Raw genomic sequence first — 18,488 nt, forward strand, 5'->3', positions numbered from 1 at the left:
AGCTCCTTTCAGGCCGCTACGAGGTAGGAGAAGACGGATTCGAGGGACTCGTCGGACGGCGAGACCGTCAGCAGCCGGACCCCGTTGTCCCGGGCGACGCGCGGCAGCAGTTCGGTGAAGCGGCCGAAGTCGACGGCCTGGATGCGCAGCGCGCCCTCCGCGAGGTCCACCTCGATGCCGGCGGTGGACGGGTCCGCGATGAGCGCGGCGGCGAGCGCCCGGTCGTCGCTGGAGCGCACCAGGTAGCGGTGCGGGCGGTCCGTCATCAGCCGGCGGATCTTGCGGAAGTCCCCGGACGCGGCGTGCCGGCCGGCGACGACCACCTCGATGTGCGAGGCGAGTTGTTCGACCTCCTCCAGGATGTGGGAGGAGAACAGCACCGTGCGGCCCGCGGCCCCCATGCTCCGCAGCAGCTCCATGAGCTGCATGCGCTGGCGCGGGTCCATGCCGTTGAAGGGCTCGTCGAGCAGCAGCACGGACGGCTCGTGGACGAGCGCGGAGGCCATCTTCACGCGCTGCCGCATGCCCTTGCTGTACGTGGCGATCTTGCGGTCCTGCGCGTACTCCATCTCGACGGTGGCGAGGGCGCGCCGGGCCTCCTTCTCGCCGAGGCCGTGCAGTTCGGCGTTGGCGACGACGAAGTCGCGGCCGGTGAGGAAGTCGTACATCGCCTCCCGCTCCGGCACCACGCCGATGTGCCGGTACACGGACTCGTTGCGCCAGATCGGCTGGCCGTCGAGGGTGACGCTGCCCGTGGAGGGGGCGAGGAAGCCGCCCATCATGTTGATGAGGGTGGACTTGCCGGCGCCGTTGGGGCCGAGCAGTCCGGTCACCCCGGGGCCGATGTCCATGGTGACGTCGTTGACGGCGACCACGTTCCCGAACCACCGGGAGACGTGCTCGATGGAGATGGTGGTCACGGGCGCGGCCCACTCTCTTGAGGCTTGCGGTGCCCGGTGTGCCCCGGGCGGTTGGCGGCGGTCGCGGTCACAGGCCGGCCCTCCGGTAGCGGCGCATCAGCACCGCGTACGAACCGGCGACGAGCCCCAGCACGACCAGCAGGTAGAGCAGGCCGACGGCGGTGCCCGGGCCGTCGCCGCCGGGGAAGCCGGAGGAGGCGCCGAGCAGCGCGGTCTGCACCCCGTCGATCAGGCTGATCGGCGAGAAGAGGCCGAACCACTGGATGGCGCCGGTGGATTCGGTGCCGTAGGCGATGGCCTGGACCGTGGAGACGGCGCCGTACGTGATCGTCAGGGTCGCGATGATCGCGGCCACGCCGAAGCCGCGGCGCGGCGTGAGGGCGGCGATCACCAGGCCGAGCCCGGCGAAGAGGACCGACAGGAGAGCGACGGAGACCATGCCCTGGGCGAACCATTTCGTCTGGTCGGCGAAGTCCATCTTGGCGAGCAGCGAGCCCGCGTAGAGGACCACCAGCGGTGAAGCGGTGAGGACGAAGAGGGCCGAGGCCATCGCGGCGTACTTCGCGAGGACGTAGTCGACCCGCTCGATCGGACGGGAGAAGTACAGCGGGACCGTCTTGAACCGCAGGTCGCGGGAGACGGACTGGGGCGCCTGGGCGGCCAGGAAGAGCCCGATGACGGCCTGGGTGACCAGGGCGTAGTTGGTGTAGTCGAGCGGGAGCTTGGACGCCTTGGTGGCGACGGCGACCGCGACGATGATGGCCGCGGGCAGGCACATCACCGCGAAGAGGACCATCGGCAGCACTTTGGACTTGGCGGAGCGGCCGAGGCCGTAGGCGCCGCGCAGCGACTGCGAGAAGAGCGAGCGGCGGGCGTAGGCGCGGCCGAGGCGCTGGCCGTCGTAGTGGCGGTAGCCGATGTTGTGGATGCGGGCGGACTCGGGGGCCGCGCCGGGGGTGTGGGTGCTCATCGGGGCGGCCCCATCGTGCTGGAAGCGGTGGAGGGCGTGGTGTCGGTGGTGACCGTGGCGTCGGTCGCCGCGGCTGCGGAGGTGGCCGCGGTCGCCGGTCCGGACTGGAAGACCTCGGCGATGTGGTGGCGGCGCTGTTCCATCCGGACGAGACCGAGGCCGAGGTCGGCGACGGTGTCGCGGACGACGTCGTACGTCTGCTCGCCCTCCGCTTCGAGCAGCAGGACGTGGCCGGCGCCGGGCAGTCCGTCCTCGGTGTGCCCGTGCAGGCGGACGCCGGCGGCGGCGAGGCGCTCGCGCAGGGCGGCGGTGCCGTCGGGGTGCGCGTCGGAGTCGGTGACCTCGACCGCGAGGGTGGTCGTGGTGCGGGTGAAGTCGCTGGTGGAACTGGAGCGCAGCAGGGTGCCGCCGTCGATGACGACGACGTGGTCACAGGTGCGTTCGAGCTCGCCGAGCAGGTGCGAGGTGACGAGGACCGAGATGCCGAAGTCGGTGTGGATGCGACGGATCAGCCCCAGCATCTCATCCCGGCCGACCGGGTCGAGGCCGTTGGTCGGCTCGTCCAGGAGGACCAGCTTGGGGTCGTGGACGAGTGCCTGGGCGAGCTTCACCCGCTGCTTCATGCCGGTCGAGTAGCCGCCGATGGGGCGGTAGCGCTCCTCGTAGAGGCCGACGTGGCGCAGGGTGTCCGCGGTGCGCTCGCGGGCGGCGGTCGGCGGGAGGCCGGACATGCGCGCCATGTGGACGACGAACTCGGTCGCCGACACGTCCGGTGGCAGGCAGTCGTGTTCGGGCATGTAGCCCACCTGCTCCCGGATGGCGCTGCCGTGGGTGGCCACGTCGAGGCCGAGCACGGCGGCGCGTCCCTCGGTGGCCGGGGACAGCCCCAACAGGATCTTGATCATCGTCGACTTGCCGGCTCCATTGGCGCCCACCAGTCCGGTCACACCGGGGCCGATGTCCAGGGAGAGCCGGTCAAGCGCGGTGACCCTGGGGTACCGCTTACTCAAACCTTCTACCGCGATCACACTCGTCACGGGTTCGACCGTAGTGGCCGGGCGGGCGGGGGTCGTCAGCCTGGGAGGTCGGTTCCGCGTACGCCTCCAGGGGGAGCGTCCCGTAGGGGTGGCCTACGAAAGTGGACGGGCGGGGTGGTGCGGGCGCTGCCGTTTGTCGTCCGAAGGGCGTCGTTCCGAGGTCGCGGGTGGTGGACGCGGGTGGTGGACGCGGTTCCTCGGCGGGGTGGGGCGGGGCGTCGGGGCGGGCGCAGGGCGGAGCGACGGTCGGGGCGCTGGTCGGGAGTTATCCACAGGCTGGTGCAGGGCACTTGACGCAGCCGTCGAGCATTGTCACATTCATCAGTGTCACGGTGTGGGTCACGTTACGGACGCGTAGAGCTACGACCGTCCGTGGACCTACGACGATTGCGACGAGCTTCGACGAGTTCGACGAGCTTCGAAGAGTTCGACGAGCTTCGACGGGTTTCTACCGGGTGAGGGGGCTGTGCCATGGCTTCGGTGGTGGCGTCGGCGGCGCCGAGGGCGTCGTCTTCGGGCGGGCCGGGCGCGGAGCTGCGCGGGTTCAAGGAGGTTCAGCGCCTGGCGTACGACTGCGCGGAGGCGGTGGCCGCGCAGTTGAAGCCGGGGGTGACCGAGCGGGAGGCGGCCCGGATGCAGCGGGAGTGGCTGCGGCGCCGCGGCGTGCGGGACTGGTTCCACCTCCCGTTCGCCTGGTTCGGCGACCGCACGGCCTTCACCGGCTTCCGGATACCGCTGCAGTTCTTCCCCACGGACCGGGCGTTGGAGCCGGGGATGCCGTTCATCCTCGACATGGCACCGGTGCACCGCGGCTTCACCGCCGACGTCGGCTACTCGGGCTGTCTGGGCCCCAGTCCGCTGCACGACAAGCTGGTGACGGACCTGCGCGAGCACCGCGAGTTGATCCTCCGCGAGGTGCGCGAGCGCCGCTCGCTGCGGGAGGTGTACGAGGACGTGGACCGCCTCATGGTCCGCCAGGGGTACGCCAATCGCCACCGCGCCTATCCGTTCGGGGTGATCGCCCACAAGGTGGACCGGGTGCGGGAGCGGCGCTGGGCACCCACCGTCTTCGGGTTCGGTGCGCAGGCGTTGAAGGGCCTGTTGAGCGACGCGGTGCACGGACACCGGGAGGGCTGGTCCCCGCTCTGGAGCCCGTACCGCTTCTCGGACCACCCGCCGCAGCCGGGGCTGTGGGCGGTGGAGCCGCACCTCGGATTCCGGGGCACGGGCGCGAAGTTCGAGGAACTGCTGGTCGTCACCGACTCCAAGGACCCGCAGGAGAGCGCCTTCTGGCTGGACGACGACCTGCCGCACGTACGCCGCTGGGCGGCGTGAGCGGGCGCACGGCACGACGGGAGACTGCTGGGCGGGCCAGCGGGGCAAGCCACGACAGGGCAGGGCAGGACGCGACAGACGGCAGGTCAGGGCAGACGGCAGGGCAGGGCAGCGAGGGAAGTGTGGAGCGCATGAGCGACGAAGCGGTGGGCGCGGGCATTCCGGGCGCCCGGGAGCGTTGGGTCCGTACGGGCGGCATCGAGCTGTGCGTGGCCGAGTTGGGCGAGCCGACGCAGCCCACGGTGGTGCTGGTGCACGGCTATCCCGACAGCAAGGAGGTCTGGTCCGAAGTCGCCCGTCGACTCGTCGAGGACCACGGCTTCCACGTGGTGCTGTACGACGTGCGGGGCCACGGCCGGTCGTCGGCGCCGAAGCCGCTGCGCGGCGGCTTCACGCTGGAGAAGCTGACGGACGACTTCCTCGCCGTCGTCGACGAGGTGAGCCCGGACCAGCCGGTGCACCTCGTCGGGCACGACTGGGGCTCGGTGCAGTCCTGGGAGTTCGTCACCGTCCGGCGGACCGAGGGCCGGATCGCCTCCTTCACCTCGATCTCCGGCCCCTCGCTCGACCACTTCGGCCAGTGGATCAAGAAGCGGATGCGCCGCCCCACCCCGCGCCGGGTGGGCCAACTGCTGGGCCAGGGCGCCAAGTCCTGGTACGTGTACGCGCTGCACACCCCGGCGCTGCCGGAGCTGCTGTGGCGCGGCCCCCTCGGTCGGACGTGGCCGAAGGTCCTGGAGCGGATGGAGAAGCCGCCGACGGCCGGCTATCCGACCGCGTCCCTGCCCGACGACGCGGCGCACGGCGCCTGGCTCTACCGCGACAACATCCGGGCGCGCCTGCTGCGCCCCCGCTCCGACGCGTACGCGCACGTACCGGTCCAGCTCATCACCCCGACCGGCGACGCCTTCCTGTCCCCCCGGCTGTACGACGAGTTGGGCGAGTGGGCCCCGCGGCTGACCCGGCGCTCCCTGCCCGGGCGGCACTGGGTCCCGCGCTCCCGCCCGGACCGGCTGGCCGCCTGGGTGGCCGACTTCGTGCACGCCCACGAGGACAGCCCCACCGGCACCGCGGGGACTGCCGTGGGCACCGCCCCGGCGACGCCCGCCGCCCGCAGCCCCCACGGGGAGCGGTTCGGCGGCCAGCTCGTCCTGGTGACGGGCGCGGCCAGCGGCATCGGGCGGGCCACCGCCTTCGCGTTCGCCGAGGCGGGCGCGCGGATCGTGGCCGTGGACCGGGACGCGGACGGCGCCGTGCGGACCGCCGAGCTGTGCCGGCTGATCGGTGCGCCCGCGTCCTGGGGCGAGGTCGTCGACGTCGGCGACGAGGAGGCGATGGAGAAGCTCGCCGAGCGGGTCGCCACCGAGTACGGCGTGGTGGACGTGTTGGTCAACAACGCCGGCGTCGGCCTGTCGGGCGCCTTCCTGGACACCTCGCCCGACGACTGGCGCAAGGTGCTCGACGTCAATCTGTGGGGCGTGATCCACGGCTGCCGCCTCTTCGCCCGGCAGATGGCCGAGCGCGGCCAGGGCGGTCACGTGGTCAACGTGGCGTCGGCGGCGGCCTACCAGCCGTCGAAGGCGCTGCCCGCGTACAGCACGTCCAAGGCGGCGGTGCTGATGCTCAGCCAGTGCCTGCGGGCCGAGTTGGCCGGCCGCGGCATCGGGGTCTCCGCGATCTGCCCCGGATTCGTCAACACCAACATCACGTCCACCGCCCGCTTCGCCGGGGTCGACGCGACGGAGGAGAAGCGGCGGCAGCGGCGCAGCGCCCGGCTGTACGGCCTGCGGAACTACCCCCCGGAGAAGGTGGCCGACGCGGTCCTCGCCGCGGTGGTGCGCAACGAGGCGGTGGTGCCGGTGACGCCGGAGGCGCGGGGCGCGCTGTGGATGTCCCGGTTCGCCCCGCGGGCGCTGCGCGGGGTCGCCCGGCTGGAGCCCCCGCTGTGAGGCCCGGTGAGTACCGGATCGAGGACCTGGCGCACCACAGCGGCGCCACGGTCCGCACGATCCGCGCCTATCAGGACCGCGGCCTGCTGCCGAAGCCGGAGCGGCGGGGCCGGTCCAACGTGTACGGCACGGCCCATCTGGCGCGGCTGCGGCAGATCGCCGACCTGCTCGACCGGGGCTACACCCTCGCCTCCATCAAGGAGCTGCTGGAGGCGTGGGACACCGGCCGCGGCCTCGGCGGGGTGCTGGGGCTCGTCGCCGAGGTGCACGGCCCGTGGACGGACGAGCAGACCGCGCGGATCACCCGCGCCGAACTCGCCGCGACGTTCGGCGGCGGCCCGGACGAGAAGGCCGTGGCGGAAGCGGTCGAGCTGGGCGTACTGGAGCCGGTTCCGGGCCGGGACGACGAGTTCTTGGTGCCGAGCCCCCAAGAGCTGGCGGTGGCCGCCGAGTTGCACGCTGCGGGCGTACCGCTGTCCGCAATCTCCGGTCATCTGCGGGAGCTTCGCGGCCAGGTCGAGCACATCGCCTCCCGCTTCCTGGACTTCACCACGGAACACGTCTTCGCCCGCTACCTGGGCCACCCGCAGCCGACCGACGCCGATGCGGCCGAAGCGGCGGCACTGGTCCGCCGACTGCGCCCGCTCGCCCAACAGACGGTGGACGCCGAACTCGCGCGTGCGATGCGCACGTTCGCCACCCGCCACCTCCACCGCCACCTGACCGCGGACGGCCCGCCCCCGCGGCCCGCGGATGCGTCCGCACCGCCTGCCGTCGCCCTGCCGTCCGAGACGATCCGCGCCGTGCGGAGCCTGGTTGGCGCGGAGCACGTGACGGCGTTCGTCACGGCGGCCACCGAACGGGAGGTGCAGGCCAGGACGTTGGACGCGCTGAGCACAAGGTCACTTGCCAGTAACGAAGTTACCCAAAACGGCATCGACACAGAGTAGTTGTCCACAGAATCGTCAATTAGCCTGTGGATAACTCTTGTTGGCTGTGGATCAAACCTCTGCGCGAAGAAAAGTTTCTCAGTGGCGGAGCGCTCCGGAAGCGCGCCACCCTGGTGGCATGAACATGGATGAAAGACGCACCGTGAAGGTGTCGAAGCACCTCGCCAAACACCTGCGCCACCAGCCGGAGCGGATCGGCATCACCCTCGACGCGAACGGCTGGGTGGAGATCGACGAGCTGCTGCGGGCGCTCGCCGCGCACCGCTTCCCCGTCAGCCGCGCCGAACTGGAGCACGTCGTCGCCGTCAACGACAAGCGCCGCTTCGCCATCGACGGCAGCCGCATCCGCGCCAACCAGGGGCACACGGTCGCCGTCGACCTCGACCTGCCGGCGGCCACCCCGCCCGCGTACCTCTACCACGGCACCGTCCCGACCAACCTCCCCGCGATCCGGGTCCAGGGCCTGCGCCCGATGCGCCGCCACCACGTGCACCTCTCCCCGGACCGGCAGACCGCGATCCGCGTCGGCGCCCGCCGCGGCCGCCCCGTCGTGCTCCCCGTCGACTCCGGCGCGATGCACCGCGCGGGCCACGTCTTCCGGGTCAGCACCAACGGCGTCTGGCTGGCGGACGCGGTGCCCCCGGAGTTCCTACGGTTCTCCGGGACGTAGCCTCGGTGCCATGAGTCAGCGCCTGAGCACCGTGATCCTGCCCGTCCGTCGCTGGAGCGAGGGTGGGCGGGACCAGTGGACCCGCGCCGAGGAGCTGGGCTTCCACACCGCGTACACCTACGACCACCTGACGTGGCGCGCCTTCCGCGACGCTCCCTGGTTCGGCGCGCTCCCCACCCTGACGGCCGCGGCGACCGCCACGGACCGGCTGCGCCTGGGCACCCTCGTCACCTCGCCGAACTTCCGGCACCCCGTGACCCTCGCCAAGGAGCTGATGACGCTCGACGACGTCTCCGGCGGCCGGCTCACGCTCGGCATCGGCGCGGGCGGCGACGGCTTCGACGCGACCGCGCTCGGGCAGGAGGCGTGGACCCCACGGCAGCGGGCCGACCGGTTCGCGGAGTTCGTCCCGCTCCTCGACCGCCTGCTCACGGAGGAGGCGGTCACCCACGAGGGCACCCACTACTCGGCCCACGAGGCGCGGGCGCTCCCCGGCTGCGTGCAGCGCCCGCGCGTCCCGTTCGTGGTCGCCGCGACGGGCCCGCGCGGCATGCGCCTCGCCGCCCGGCACGGGCAGGCGTGGGTCACCACGGGCGACCCCAAGATCGGCCGCACGGGCGGCACGCCCGAGGAGTCCCTCCGGGCGGTGGGCGAGCAGGTGCGCCGCCTCGGCGAGGCGTGTGAGGAGGCCGGCCGGGACGTGCGCGACCTGGACAAGGTCCTCCTCACCGGCTTCACGCCGGACCACGGCCGGATGCTGGCGTCCCTCGACGCGTTCGTCGACTTCGCGGGCGAGCACTTCGCGCTGGGCATCGACGAGATCGTGATCCACGCGCCGATCGCGGACTCGGAGTTCGCGTCCGACGAAGCGGTCTTCGAAAAGATCGCCACGGACGCGCTCGCGCAGCTGAACTGAGCCGAGCCGAGCGATGGCGCGCGTCTGTGCCTGCGCGCGCCCCTGACGTCCCGCCGCACGCACCCGGAGGTGGGCCGTTCGCTCCGCGCCCCAAAGACGCCACCCGCCGTAGCCGTGACGGTGTGCTGCTTCCTGCGGCCGCGGAGGGACCCCCGCCTACGCCCTGTGGGCTTGGGGGGACGGAACTGCGCGAGGCCCACCCACCGGGCCGCGGGGGCCCACGCTCCCGCAGCGCAGCGGCGAGGGCGCCCCGCAGCGGAGCCCGCAGCAAGGGCCCGCACGCGGACCGCGGGCTCATGTGTGCAATCACTCGCACGCCCGTGCGGGGTCGTGCGGGAGAATGCTGGGGTGACCCCTGCAACCGACGCCCCCGCGCCCCGGCTCATCGCCACGGATCTGGACGGCACGCTGCTGCGCGATGACAAGTCCGTCTCCGCACGCACCGTCGCCGCGCTCGCCGCGGCCGAGGACGCCGGCATCGAGGTCTTCTTCGTCACCGGCCGGCCGGCGCGCTGGATGGATGTCGTCAGTGCGCACGTGCACGGCCACGGCCTGGCCATCTGCGCCAACGGCGCCGCCGTGGTCGACCTGCACGCCGGCGGGCGGCTGCTCCAGGCGCACCCCCTGGAGCGGCCCACCGCGCTCGACGTCGTCGATGCGCTGCGCGCCGCCGCGCCCGGGACCACGTTCGCCGTGGAGACGACCGCGGGGTTCCACCACGAGCCGGCCTACCCGCCGGTGTTCAGCCATGACGCCGGCACCATCGTCGCCGCGGCCGAGAAGCTGCTGCACGTCGAGACCGGCGCCGGCGCCCCCGTGCTCAAGCTGCTCGCCCACCACCACGAGCTGGCCCCCGACGCCTTCCTCGACCTGGCCCGTACGCACGCCGGTTCGCTCGCCTCGCTCACCCGCTCCAGCCCCAGCTCGCTGCTGGAGATCAGCGCACCGGGCGTGAGCAAGGCCAGCACCCTCGCGCTGTGCTGCGCCGAGCGCGGGATCTCGGCCGCGGAGGTCGTCGCCTTCGGGGACATGCCGAACGACGTGGACATGCTGCGCTGGGCCGGCACCTCGTACGCCATGGGCAACGCCCACCCCGACGTGCTGGCCGCCGCGTCCGGCCGCACCGCGGCCAACGACGAGGACGGCGTCGCGGTCGTGATCGAACGGATCCTGCGCGACCTGCCGTGAGGCAGCAGGGCGCATGAGCCCGGTCAGTCCCCCGTCGAACCCAACCGCACCCCGCGCTCCCGCAGCCACGCCGCCGGATCCACGCCCGAGCCCAGATGCGGCGTGAGCCGCACCTCGAAGTGCAGGTGCGGGCCGGTCGAGTTGCCCGTGGAACCGGCGAGCCCGATCAGTTGGCCGGCGGCCACCGGATCGCGCTGGTCCACGGCGACCGACGACAGGTGGGCGTACTGGGTGTAGTAGCCACCGGGGTGCTCGACGACGATCTCGATCCCGAAGGCGCCCCCGCACGAGACGGAGTGCACCCGGCCCGCGCCGGCCGAGCGCACCGGGGTGCCGATGTCCACGGCGAAGTCCTGGCCGGTGTGCCGGTTCGCCCAGCGCGCGCCGCCGCTGCCGAAGCCCGCGGAGAGCACGTAACCCTCCACCGGCACCACCCACCCCGCGCCCGCTCCGGTCGGTTCCGGGGCCGGTTGCGTGGCGCGGACCGCCCCGGGGCACGAACCCGCGGCGACCCGGTCGTCCGCCTCGCCCTGGAGGGTCCAGCGGGCCTTCTCCAACTTGGCTTCCAGGCCCGCCTTGGTCTTCGCCAGCTCCTCCTTGCGCTCGTCGAGGTCGTGCCAGGCCCGGCGCGCCCGGTCCTCCGCGGCCACCAGCCGCCGCTCCGCCTCCCGGGCGCTGCCGAGGAGCTGTCGTACGGCGTTCTCGGCCTGCCGGGCGAGCCGCCGCAGCCGCATCAGCTCGTCGGGGTCCCGGCTGAGCAGCAGTTGCGCGGTGGCGGTGAGCTGGCCGCCCGTGCGGTACTGCTCGCGGGCGACCGCGCCGACGGCGTCGTGGATCACGGCCACTTCCTTGCGCTGCCGTTTGATCTCGCCCTGGAGTCGGATCGCCTCCGTCCGGCGTGCCTCGGCCTCCCGCAGGCTCTTCTCGTACGCGACGGTGACCTTCGCCGCCTCCTCGAACAGCCGGGCAGTCTCCGCGCCGGTGGTGCCGACGGCCGGCCCGTGCGACGGCTTCCGGGACGGCTGCGGCGACGGTGCCGGGGGCTCGGGCTCGGCCTCGGGCGTCGCGGTGACGACCGGGCCCAGCGCCACCTGCCGCACCAGACCGGCCGACGGCACCGGGGACAGCGACGGTGACGGAGCGGCATTGGACGGGGACGGGGACGGCGACTCCTCGACCGCCATCGCGCCGGTAGGCGTCAACAACACGCACGGCACCACCACGAGGGCGAGCAACGGCGACCGGCGTCTACGGGACATGCTCGGGATGGTCACCCGGCCCTGGCCCGATTCCGGGGACCGCGGAAGGGCGTACGCCCACCCGGCCCAGCAAAAACCCCCAGGCCACGGACAACCACCCCGCAGTCGGCGCAGCCCTGCCGGCGGAGTCCCCAGCGTTTGTCTGTGCGTCCGGACGTAGCCGCCGTTGGCCTGCGGGTGCGTTGGTCTCCACCGGCCCGTCTGTGGCTGGTCGCGCAGTTCCGCCCCCTACGCCCGTAGAGCGTGGGGGGACCCCACCTGCGCCCAGAGGGCATGGGGTACCCCAGCGTCCCCAAAAGACCTCGCCGTTTCCCTGCGGGAATCATGACCACTGCGGCCCGGTGGTGGGCTTGTCGCGCAGTTCCTCGCGCCCCTAAACACCTCCACCTCCAGCCCGCAGACAAATGACGGGGGCAGCGAAACAGGGGGCGCTGGGGGCCGCCGAGCCCGCAGGGCACAGGGGGCGGAACTGCGCGACCAGCCACTCACGGTCCGCAGACGCAACAGCACAGCCCGCCGCACGGCGAACCCGCACCCACCAAGCCCGCCGCACGGCGAACCCGCCGCACGGCCTACCGCGGGGCCTCCCACCGCACCGTCGTGCCCCGTCCGTCCGCCCCGATCCCCGGGCCGCACGCGCTCGACCCGCCCAGCGACTCGGCCCGCCGCGCGAGGTTGCGCAGGCCGCTGCGGCGGCCGCCGTCCGGGATGCCGACCCCGTCGTCGGCCACCGTCAGCCGTACGCCGTCCGTGCCGTCCGGCAGCCGTACGGTCGCGTCCACGACGACCTCGATGCGCGAGGCGTCCGCGTGCCGGAACGCGTTCGACAGCGCCTCCCGCAGCGCCGCGATCAGGTTCTTCCCGGTGAGTTCGCCGACGAGCGCGTCCACCGCGCCCACGAACCGGTGCCCCGGCTTGAACCCCAGCGGCACCGCCGCCATGTTGATCTCGCGCAGCACCCGCGTCCGCAGCCCGGACGGCGCCTCCGCCGGGCTCTGCTGGAGGGCGAAGATCGCCGTACGGATCTCCTGGATCGTCACGTCCAACTCGTCGACCGCCTTGCCGACCCCGTCCTGGAGCGCGGGCACGACCGAGCGGCGCTGGGCGCCCTCCAGCATGAGCCCGGTCGCGAACAGCCGTTGGATGACCAGGTCGTGCAGGTCGCGGGCGATCCGGTCGCGGTCCTCGAAGACGGCGAGCCGTTCCCGGTCGCGCTGCGCCTCCGCCATGATCAGCGCCAGTGCGGCCTGCGAGGCGAACTGGCTGGCGAGGGTCCGCTCGGCCTCCGTGAACTGCTTCCCGCCGCGTCGCCGCGGGGTGGCGAGCGCCCCCAGCACCCGTCCACCGCTCTGCAACGGCAGCATCATGCACGGCCCGTACCGCCCGGCGACCTTGGTGATGATCCGCGGGTCGCTGGCCGCGTCGGCGACGAAGACCGGTTCCCCGGCGAGCAGTTGCGCGATCACCGGGCTCTCCGGCGGCATCACCTCGCCCAGGAATGTCGCGGGCTGGTCGGAGGCGACGGCGGCGATCTCCAGACCGCCCTCGTCGGCGGGGAGCAGCACGATGCCGGCCGCGGAGTCGGCGAGCCTGCGGGCCTGTTCGGCGACGACGGTCAGGGCGTCCTCGGCGTCCCCGCCGGAGAGCAGGGCGGTGGTGACGGCGACGGAGCCGTCGATCCAGCGTTCGCGCTGCCGGGCGGCCTCGTACAGCCGGGCGTTGCCGATGGCGATGCCGGCTTCGGTGGCGAGCACGCGCACCATGTGGAGGTCGTCGTCGTTGAACTCGGCCCCGCCCCGCTTCTCCGCGAGGTAGAGGTTGCCGAAGATCTCGCCCTGGACGCGGATCGGTACGCCGAGGAAGGTGCGCATCGGCGGATGGCCGGGCGGGAAGCCGGCGGCGCGCGGATCGGACGTCAGGTCCGCGAGCATCACCGGTGCGGGGTCGTGGATCAGCGCGCCGAGCAGTCCCCGGTGGCCGTCGGGGCGGTGACCGATCCGGGCGGCGACCTCGTCGTCGATGCCGTGGGTGACGAAGTCGGAGAGGCCGCGGCCCTCCTCGTCGACGACGCCGATCGCGGCGTAGCGGGCGTCGGCCAGCTCGGCCGCGGTCTCGCAGATGCGGTCCAGGGTGGTGTGCAGCTCCAGGCCGGTGCCGACGGAGCGCATCGCCTCCAGGAGCTGGGGGACCCGGGCGGTGAGCTCGGTGGACAGTCCCTGGAGGCTGCGGGTGGCGCGGGTGGCGGCCTCCAGCGGATCCCGTGCGCCGGCCCCGGCAGCCGAACCGGGCCCCGGGGCGGCGTCCTGACCTGCGTCCTGCTCCGTTCTTCCGGACGCCGGTGCCCCTCCGGGTCTCCGGGCTTCCTCCGACGCCCCCCGCGGCGCTCCCTGCGGCGTCTCCTGCCGCGCCTCCTGTGACGCCCCTTGCGACGCCCCGGATCCGGTCGGTTCCACCGCGTCCTTCGGTTCGGGCACTGTCATGACCTTGAGCCTAGTAATTCCTATTTAGCGAGGAAAGTCGGCTCCGCGGGCGGCCCGGGCCGTGGGGCTCAGCCCCTGCCGGCCCCCACCAGTTCCGCCGCCGCGTCCGTCGACTTCTCGCGCTCCATCATCGCGCGCAGCGGCCCGTCCACGGCGACGAGTTCGGCGTACGGACCGCGCTGGACGACCCGTCCCTCCGCCAGGACGACGACCTCGTCCACGGCGTCGAGCCCGTGCAGCCGGTGCGTGATGAGCACGGTCGCGGCCCCCCGCGCGGTGCGCTCCTCCGTCGCCGCCAGCAGGTCCGCCGTCAGCGCGTCCGCGGTCGCCACGTCCAGGTGCTCCGCCGGCTCGTCGAGTACGAGCACGGGGAAGCCCGCGAGCAGCGCCCGCGCCAGGGCGAGCCGCTGCCGCTGGCCGCCGGAGAGCCGGGCGCCGTGCTCGCCCACGAGGGTGTCCAGCCCCTGCGGCAGCGCGTCGACCCACTCCAGCAGCCGGGCGTCGGAGAGCGCCCGCCGAAGTTCGTCCTCGCTCGCCCCTGTCCGGGCGATCCGCAGGTTCTCCCGCACCGAGCTGTCGAAGATGTGGGCGTCCTGGGCGCAGAGTCCGACGAGGCCGCGCACGGCGTCCCCGTCGAGCCGGTCCGCGGGCACGCCGCCGATCTCGTACGTGCCGTCCCGGGCGTCCAGGAAGCGCAGCAGCACCTGTGCCAGCGTGGTCTTCCCGGAGCCGGAGGCGCCGACGACGGCGATCCGCTTGCCCGCGGTGACGGTGAGGTCCAGCCCGTCGAGCGCGTCCCGGCGCTGTCCCGGGTACCGGGCGTGGATCCCGGCCAGCCGCAGCGGGAACGCCGTGTCCGGCGCCGCCGCCGGCTGCTCGGGTTCGCGTACGGGCACGGGCGCGTCCAGCACCTCGTACACCCGCTCCGCGCTCCGCTTGACCCGCTGCCGGTACTGCACCGCCAGCGTCAGGCCGGTGACCGCCTCGAAGGCGGCGAGGGGGGTGAGGACGACGACGGCGAGGTTGACCCCGTCGAGCCGGCCGTCGCGGACCGCCTGGACGCCGACGGCCGCGGCGGCCACCACGGTGAGCCCGCAGGCCAGGGCGGACAGCCCGGCGCCGAGCGCGGTGGCGGCGGCGCCGCGCTGCGCGATCCCGGTCAGCTCCCGGTCCGCGGCGCGCGTGCCGGCGAGCCGGGAGCCGAGCGCCCCGGCGACGGTCAGCTCGGCGGTGCCGCGCAGCAGGTCGACGGTGCGGGCGGCGAGCCGGCCCCGGGCCGGCGCCAGTTGGCGTTCCGCCCGTCGCGCGAGCGCACCGCTGAGCAGCGGTACGGCGAGGCCGCCGGCGAGCAGCCCGACCGCGAGGATCGCGGCGGCCTCCGGCAGCAGCCAACCAGTGAACCCGACGGCGGCCACGCTGACCAGGGCCGCGGAGCCGGCCGGCAGCAGCCAGCGCAGCCAGTAGTCCTGGAGCGCGTCGACGTCGTTGACGAGCCGGGCCAGCAGGTCGCCGCGGCGGCGGGCGCCCAGCCCGGCCGGGGCGATCCGCTCCAGGCGCCGGTAGACGGCGACCCGCAGTTCGCCGAGCATCCTCAGCACGGCGTCGTGCGACACGAGGCGCTCCGCGTAGCGGAACACGGCCCGGCCGATGCCGAAGGCGCGGGTCGCGGTGACGGCCATCATCAGATAGAGCACGGGCGGCTGTTCGGAGGCCCGGGAGATCAGCCAGCCGGAGACGGCCATCAGGCCCACCGACGACGCCAGCGCCAGGCTGCCCAGCAACAGGGCGAGCCAGAAGCGGCCCCGCTGCTGCTCGGCGGCGCGCCGCACCCGGGTGAGCACCGGCACCCGCTCGCCGACACCCGCGGGGTCGAAGTCGTACGCGTCGCCCCCCTGGGACCTTTCCGCGTCCTTCGCGTCCTCCGCGTCTTCGGTGGCCCGCGCGGTTCCCTGCGGGCGGGACGACTCCTCCAGCCACTCCACCCGGTCGCCGCGCCCCGCCGCGCGCACGGCGGCCCGCTCCCGCGCGGTGGCCTCCGCCGGCTCCGCCACCGGGACGTCGGCGGCGGGAGAGGTACGGGTCAGGGTGACGACCCGGTCCGCGACCGCCAGCAGCGCGGGGCGGTGCACCACCAGCAGCACGGTCCGGCCGGCCGCCAGCCGCCGTACCGCCGCCACCACGCCCTCCTCGGTCTCGCCGTCCAACGCGGCCGTCGGCTCGTCCAGCAGCAGCAGCGGCCGGTCCGCGAGGAACGCCCGGGCGAGCGCCAGCCGCTGGCGCTGACCGGCCGAGAGCCCGGCGCCGTCCTCGCCGAGCGGGGTCTCGACGCCGTCGGGGAGCGCGGCCACGAAGTCGTACGCCCCGGCCTGCCGCAGCGCCGTCTCCACCGCGGCGTCCTCGGCGTCCGGCCGGGCCAGCCGGACGTTCTCGGCGATCGTGCCGGCGAAGAAGTACGGCCGCTGGGGCACCCAGGCGATCCGCTCCCGCCAGCGCGCCGGATCCAGCTCCGCCAGGTCGACGCCGCCGACGCTGACCCGCCCCCCGTCGGGCGCCCGGAAGCCGAGCACCACGTCCAGGAGCGTGGACTTGCCGATGCCGCTGGGACCGACCAGGGCGACGGTCTCCCCCTCGGCCACCGTGAGGGACGCGGCGTCCAACGAGGGCTCGGTGCGCCCCGGGTGCCGTACGGTCACGCCGTCCAGCTCCAGCCGCAGCGCGGCCGGTACGGGTCGGGTGCCGGCGGTGCGCGGCTCCTCCTCCAGCACCTCGAAGATCTCCTCGGCGGCGGCGAGCCCTTCGGCGGCCGCGTGGTACTGCGTGCCCACCATCCGGATCGGCAGGTACGCCTCGGGCGCCAGGATCAGGATGACCAGCCCGGTGTAGAGGTCCATGCCGCCGTGGACGAGCCGCATGCCGATGGTGACCGCGACCAGGGCCACGGAGAGGGTGGACAGCAGCTCCAGCGCGAAGGAGGAGACGAAGGCGATCCGCAGCGTCCGCATGGTGGCCCGCCGGTACTCGGCGGTGATGGAGCGGATCGAATCGGCCTGCGCCTTGGCCCGGCCGAAGACCTTGAGGGTGGGCAGCCCCGCGACCACGTCGAGGAAGTGGCCCGACAGCCGGGACAGCATCCGCCACTGCCGGTCCATCCGGGTCTGGGTGTACCAGCCGATCAGCACCATGAAGATCGGAATCAGCGGCAGGGTGCCCACGATGATCGCCGCGGAGACCCAGTCCTCGGTCACCACCCGGGCGAGCACCGCGACCGGCACGACGACCGCGAGTCCGAGCTGCGGCAGATAGCGGGCGAAGTAGTCGTCCAGGGCGTCGATGCCGCGGGTCGCCACCGCCATCAGGGAGCCGGTGCGCTGTCCGCTCAGCCATCCCGGGCCGAGCTCGGTCGCCCGCTCCAGCAGCCGTCCCCGCAGCTCCGACTTGACCGCCGCGCTCGCCCGGTGGGCGGCGAGTTCGGTCAGCCAGGAGACCAGGGCCCGGGCCACCGCGACGGCCGCCAACAGCGTCAGCGGGGTGAGCACGTCCGAGAGCGAGAGCCCCCGTTGGAAGGCCCCGACCACGATCTCGGCGATCAGCATCGCCTGGGCGATGACCAGCGCCGCCCCGACCAGTCCGAGCAGCACCACCGCGATCAGGAAGCGACGGGTGGTCCGGGCGTAGCGCAGCAGTCGCGGGTCGATCGGTTTCACGTGAAACATCCCCTACGGACGAGAGGCGGGTGGGGCGCGGAGGTGGCGGGGCCCGAACGCGGCGTCCGGGCCCCGACCCGGGTCGAGCTAGTGCGCGTCGGCGATGTGCTGCGTGCCGATGCGCTTGCGGAACACCCAGTAGGTCCAGCCCTGGTAGAGCATCACCAGCGGTGCGGCGATCCCGGCGCACCAGGTCATGATCTTCAGGGTGTACGGGGTCGACGAGGCGTTCGTGACGGTCAGGCTCCAGGCGTCGTTCAGCGAGGAGGGCATCACGTTCGGGAAGAGCGTGAGGAAGAGCATCGCGACCGCGGCCACGATGGTCACCCCGGAGAACGCGAAGGACCAGCCCTCGCGCCCGGCCATGTTGGTGGCGATGGCGACCACCAGCGCGGCGACCGCGACGATCATCGCGACCAGGCTGCCGGTGTCACCCCGGGAGACCTGGGTCCAGATCAGGAAGCCCAGCGCCAGCACGGCGGTGAGCACGCCCAGCTTGGTGGCGAGCGCCCTGGCCCGTACCCGGATGTCCCCCACCGTCTTCAGCGCGGCGAACACCGCACCGTGGAAGGTGAAGAGGGTGAGCGTCACCAGTCCGCCGAGGATCGAGTACGCGTTCAGCAGGTCGGCGACGTTGCCGACGTACTCCATGTCCCCGTTGATCTTCACGCCGCGCACGATGTTGCCGAAGGCGACGCCCCACAGGAAGGCGGGGATCAGCGAGGTCCAGAAGATCGCGTGCTCCCAGTTGGTCTGCCAGCGCTCCTCGGGCCGCTTGTGGCGGTACTCGAAGGAGACGCCGCGCACGATCAAGCAGAACAGGATCACCAGCAGCGGCAGGTAGAAGCCGGAGAAGAGGGTGGCGTACCACTCGGGGAAGGCGGCGAAGGTCGCACCGCCCGCGGACAGCAGCCACACCTCGTTGCCGTCCCACACCGGGCCGATGGTGTTGATCAGTACGCGGCGTTCCTTGCGGTCCCGGGCCAGCAGCTTGGTGAGCACCCCGATCCCGAAGTCGAAGCCCTCCAGGAAGAAGTAGCCGATCCACAGGAAGGCGATCAGTACGAACCAGACGTCGTGAAGTTCCATGCCTCAGCAGCTCCTTGCGGC

13 protein-coding genes are annotated in these 18,488 nt (G+C 73.2%); 6 read left to right on the plus strand and 7 right to left on the minus strand.

The features are described from left to right. Positions 1 to 8 precede the first annotated feature (8 nt). The 3 genes from ACH4E8_RS23350 to ACH4E8_RS23360 form a co-directional block, all read right to left on the minus strand. The gene (locus ACH4E8_RS23350; RefSeq protein ID WP_398451131.1) at positions 9 to 920 is read right to left on the minus strand and encodes an ABC transporter ATP-binding protein; all 912 of its coding nucleotides are present in this window, start codon (positions 918 to 920) and stop codon (positions 9 to 11) included. A 67-nt stretch (positions 921 to 987) separates the two neighbouring features. Then, positions 988 to 1,890, minus strand: a complete 903-nt coding sequence (locus ACH4E8_RS23355) for an ABC transporter permease (protein WP_398451133.1) — start codon at positions 1,888 to 1,890, stop codon at positions 988 to 990. After that, a complete protein-coding gene (locus ACH4E8_RS23360; RefSeq protein ID WP_398451305.1) occupies positions 1,887 to 2,918 on the minus strand; it encodes an ABC transporter ATP-binding protein in 1,032 nt (343 codons plus the stop codon). Before ACH4E8_RS23360 ends, ACH4E8_RS23355 begins: the two co-directional genes overlap by 4 nt. A 480-nt stretch (positions 2,919 to 3,398) precedes the next feature. Here ACH4E8_RS23360 and ACH4E8_RS23365 point away from each other — a divergent pair, with 480 nt between their 5' ends. The 6 genes from ACH4E8_RS23365 (at position 3,399) to ACH4E8_RS23390 (ending at position 9,935) form a co-directional block, all read left to right on the plus strand. Continuing rightward, complete coding sequence (locus tag ACH4E8_RS23365; RefSeq protein ID WP_398451135.1) at positions 3,399 to 4,262, plus strand: M24 family metallopeptidase; 864 nt, start codon at positions 3,399 to 3,401, stop codon at positions 4,260 to 4,262. 131 nt (positions 4,263 to 4,393) lie between these two features. Beyond that, positions 4,394 to 6,211, plus strand: coding sequence for an SDR family oxidoreductase (locus ACH4E8_RS23370; protein ID WP_398451137.1), 1,818 nt, complete (start codon positions 4,394 to 4,396; stop codon positions 6,209 to 6,211). Continuing rightward, complete coding sequence (locus tag ACH4E8_RS23375; protein WP_398451139.1) at positions 6,208 to 7,161, plus strand: MerR family transcriptional regulator; 954 nt, start codon at positions 6,208 to 6,210, stop codon at positions 7,159 to 7,161. Before ACH4E8_RS23370 ends, ACH4E8_RS23375 begins: the two co-directional genes overlap by 4 nt. 124 nt (positions 7,162 to 7,285) lie before the next feature. Then, on the plus strand, positions 7,286 to 7,831 hold the full coding sequence (locus tag ACH4E8_RS23380) for an RNA 2'-phosphotransferase (protein ID WP_398451307.1): 546 nt from the start codon (positions 7,286 to 7,288) through the stop codon (positions 7,829 to 7,831). Between the two features lie 10 nt (positions 7,832 to 7,841). Beyond that, entirely contained in the window at positions 7,842 to 8,747 is a 906-nt protein-coding gene (locus ACH4E8_RS23385; protein ID WP_398451141.1) for an LLM class flavin-dependent oxidoreductase, read from the plus strand. 348 nt (positions 8,748 to 9,095) lie between these two features. After that, positions 9,096 to 9,935 carry a Cof-type HAD-IIB family hydrolase gene (locus ACH4E8_RS23390; RefSeq protein WP_398451143.1) on the plus strand — a complete coding sequence of 280 codons (840 nt, stop codon included), beginning with the start codon at positions 9,096 to 9,098 and terminating at the stop codon, positions 9,933 to 9,935. Between the two features lie 23 nt (positions 9,936 to 9,958). Here ACH4E8_RS23390 and ACH4E8_RS23395 read toward each other — a convergent pair whose 3' ends face one another. The 4 genes from ACH4E8_RS23395 to cydB all read right to left on the minus strand — a co-directional run bounded on the left by ACH4E8_RS23395 (position 9,959) and on the right by cydB (position 18,467). Next, positions 9,959 to 11,194 carry a peptidoglycan DD-metalloendopeptidase family protein gene (locus tag ACH4E8_RS23395; protein ID WP_398451145.1) on the minus strand — a complete coding sequence of 412 codons (1,236 nt, stop codon included), beginning with the start codon at positions 11,192 to 11,194 and terminating at the stop codon, positions 9,959 to 9,961. A 572-nt stretch (positions 11,195 to 11,766) separates the two neighbouring features. Then, positions 11,767 to 13,674 (minus strand): GAF domain-containing sensor histidine kinase, encoded by a 1,908-nt coding sequence (locus ACH4E8_RS23400; protein WP_398451147.1) that lies wholly within the window; start codon positions 13,672 to 13,674, stop codon positions 11,767 to 11,769. 68 nt (positions 13,675 to 13,742) lie between these two features. After that, a complete protein-coding gene (gene cydD, locus ACH4E8_RS23405) occupies positions 13,743 to 17,387 on the minus strand; it encodes a thiol reductant ABC exporter subunit CydD (RefSeq protein WP_398451149.1) in 3,645 nt (1,214 codons plus the stop codon). 78 nt (positions 17,388 to 17,465) lie between these two features. Then, the gene (cydB, locus tag ACH4E8_RS23410; RefSeq protein ID WP_398451151.1) at positions 17,466 to 18,467 is read right to left on the minus strand and encodes a cytochrome d ubiquinol oxidase subunit II; all 1,002 of its coding nucleotides are present in this window, start codon (positions 18,465 to 18,467) and stop codon (positions 17,466 to 17,468) included. Positions 18,468 to 18,488 lie beyond the last annotated feature (21 nt).

Source organism: Streptomyces sp. NPDC017979, from assembly GCF_044328175.1.
Classification (GTDB): domain Bacteria; phylum Actinomycetota; class Actinomycetes; order Streptomycetales; family Streptomycetaceae; genus Streptomyces.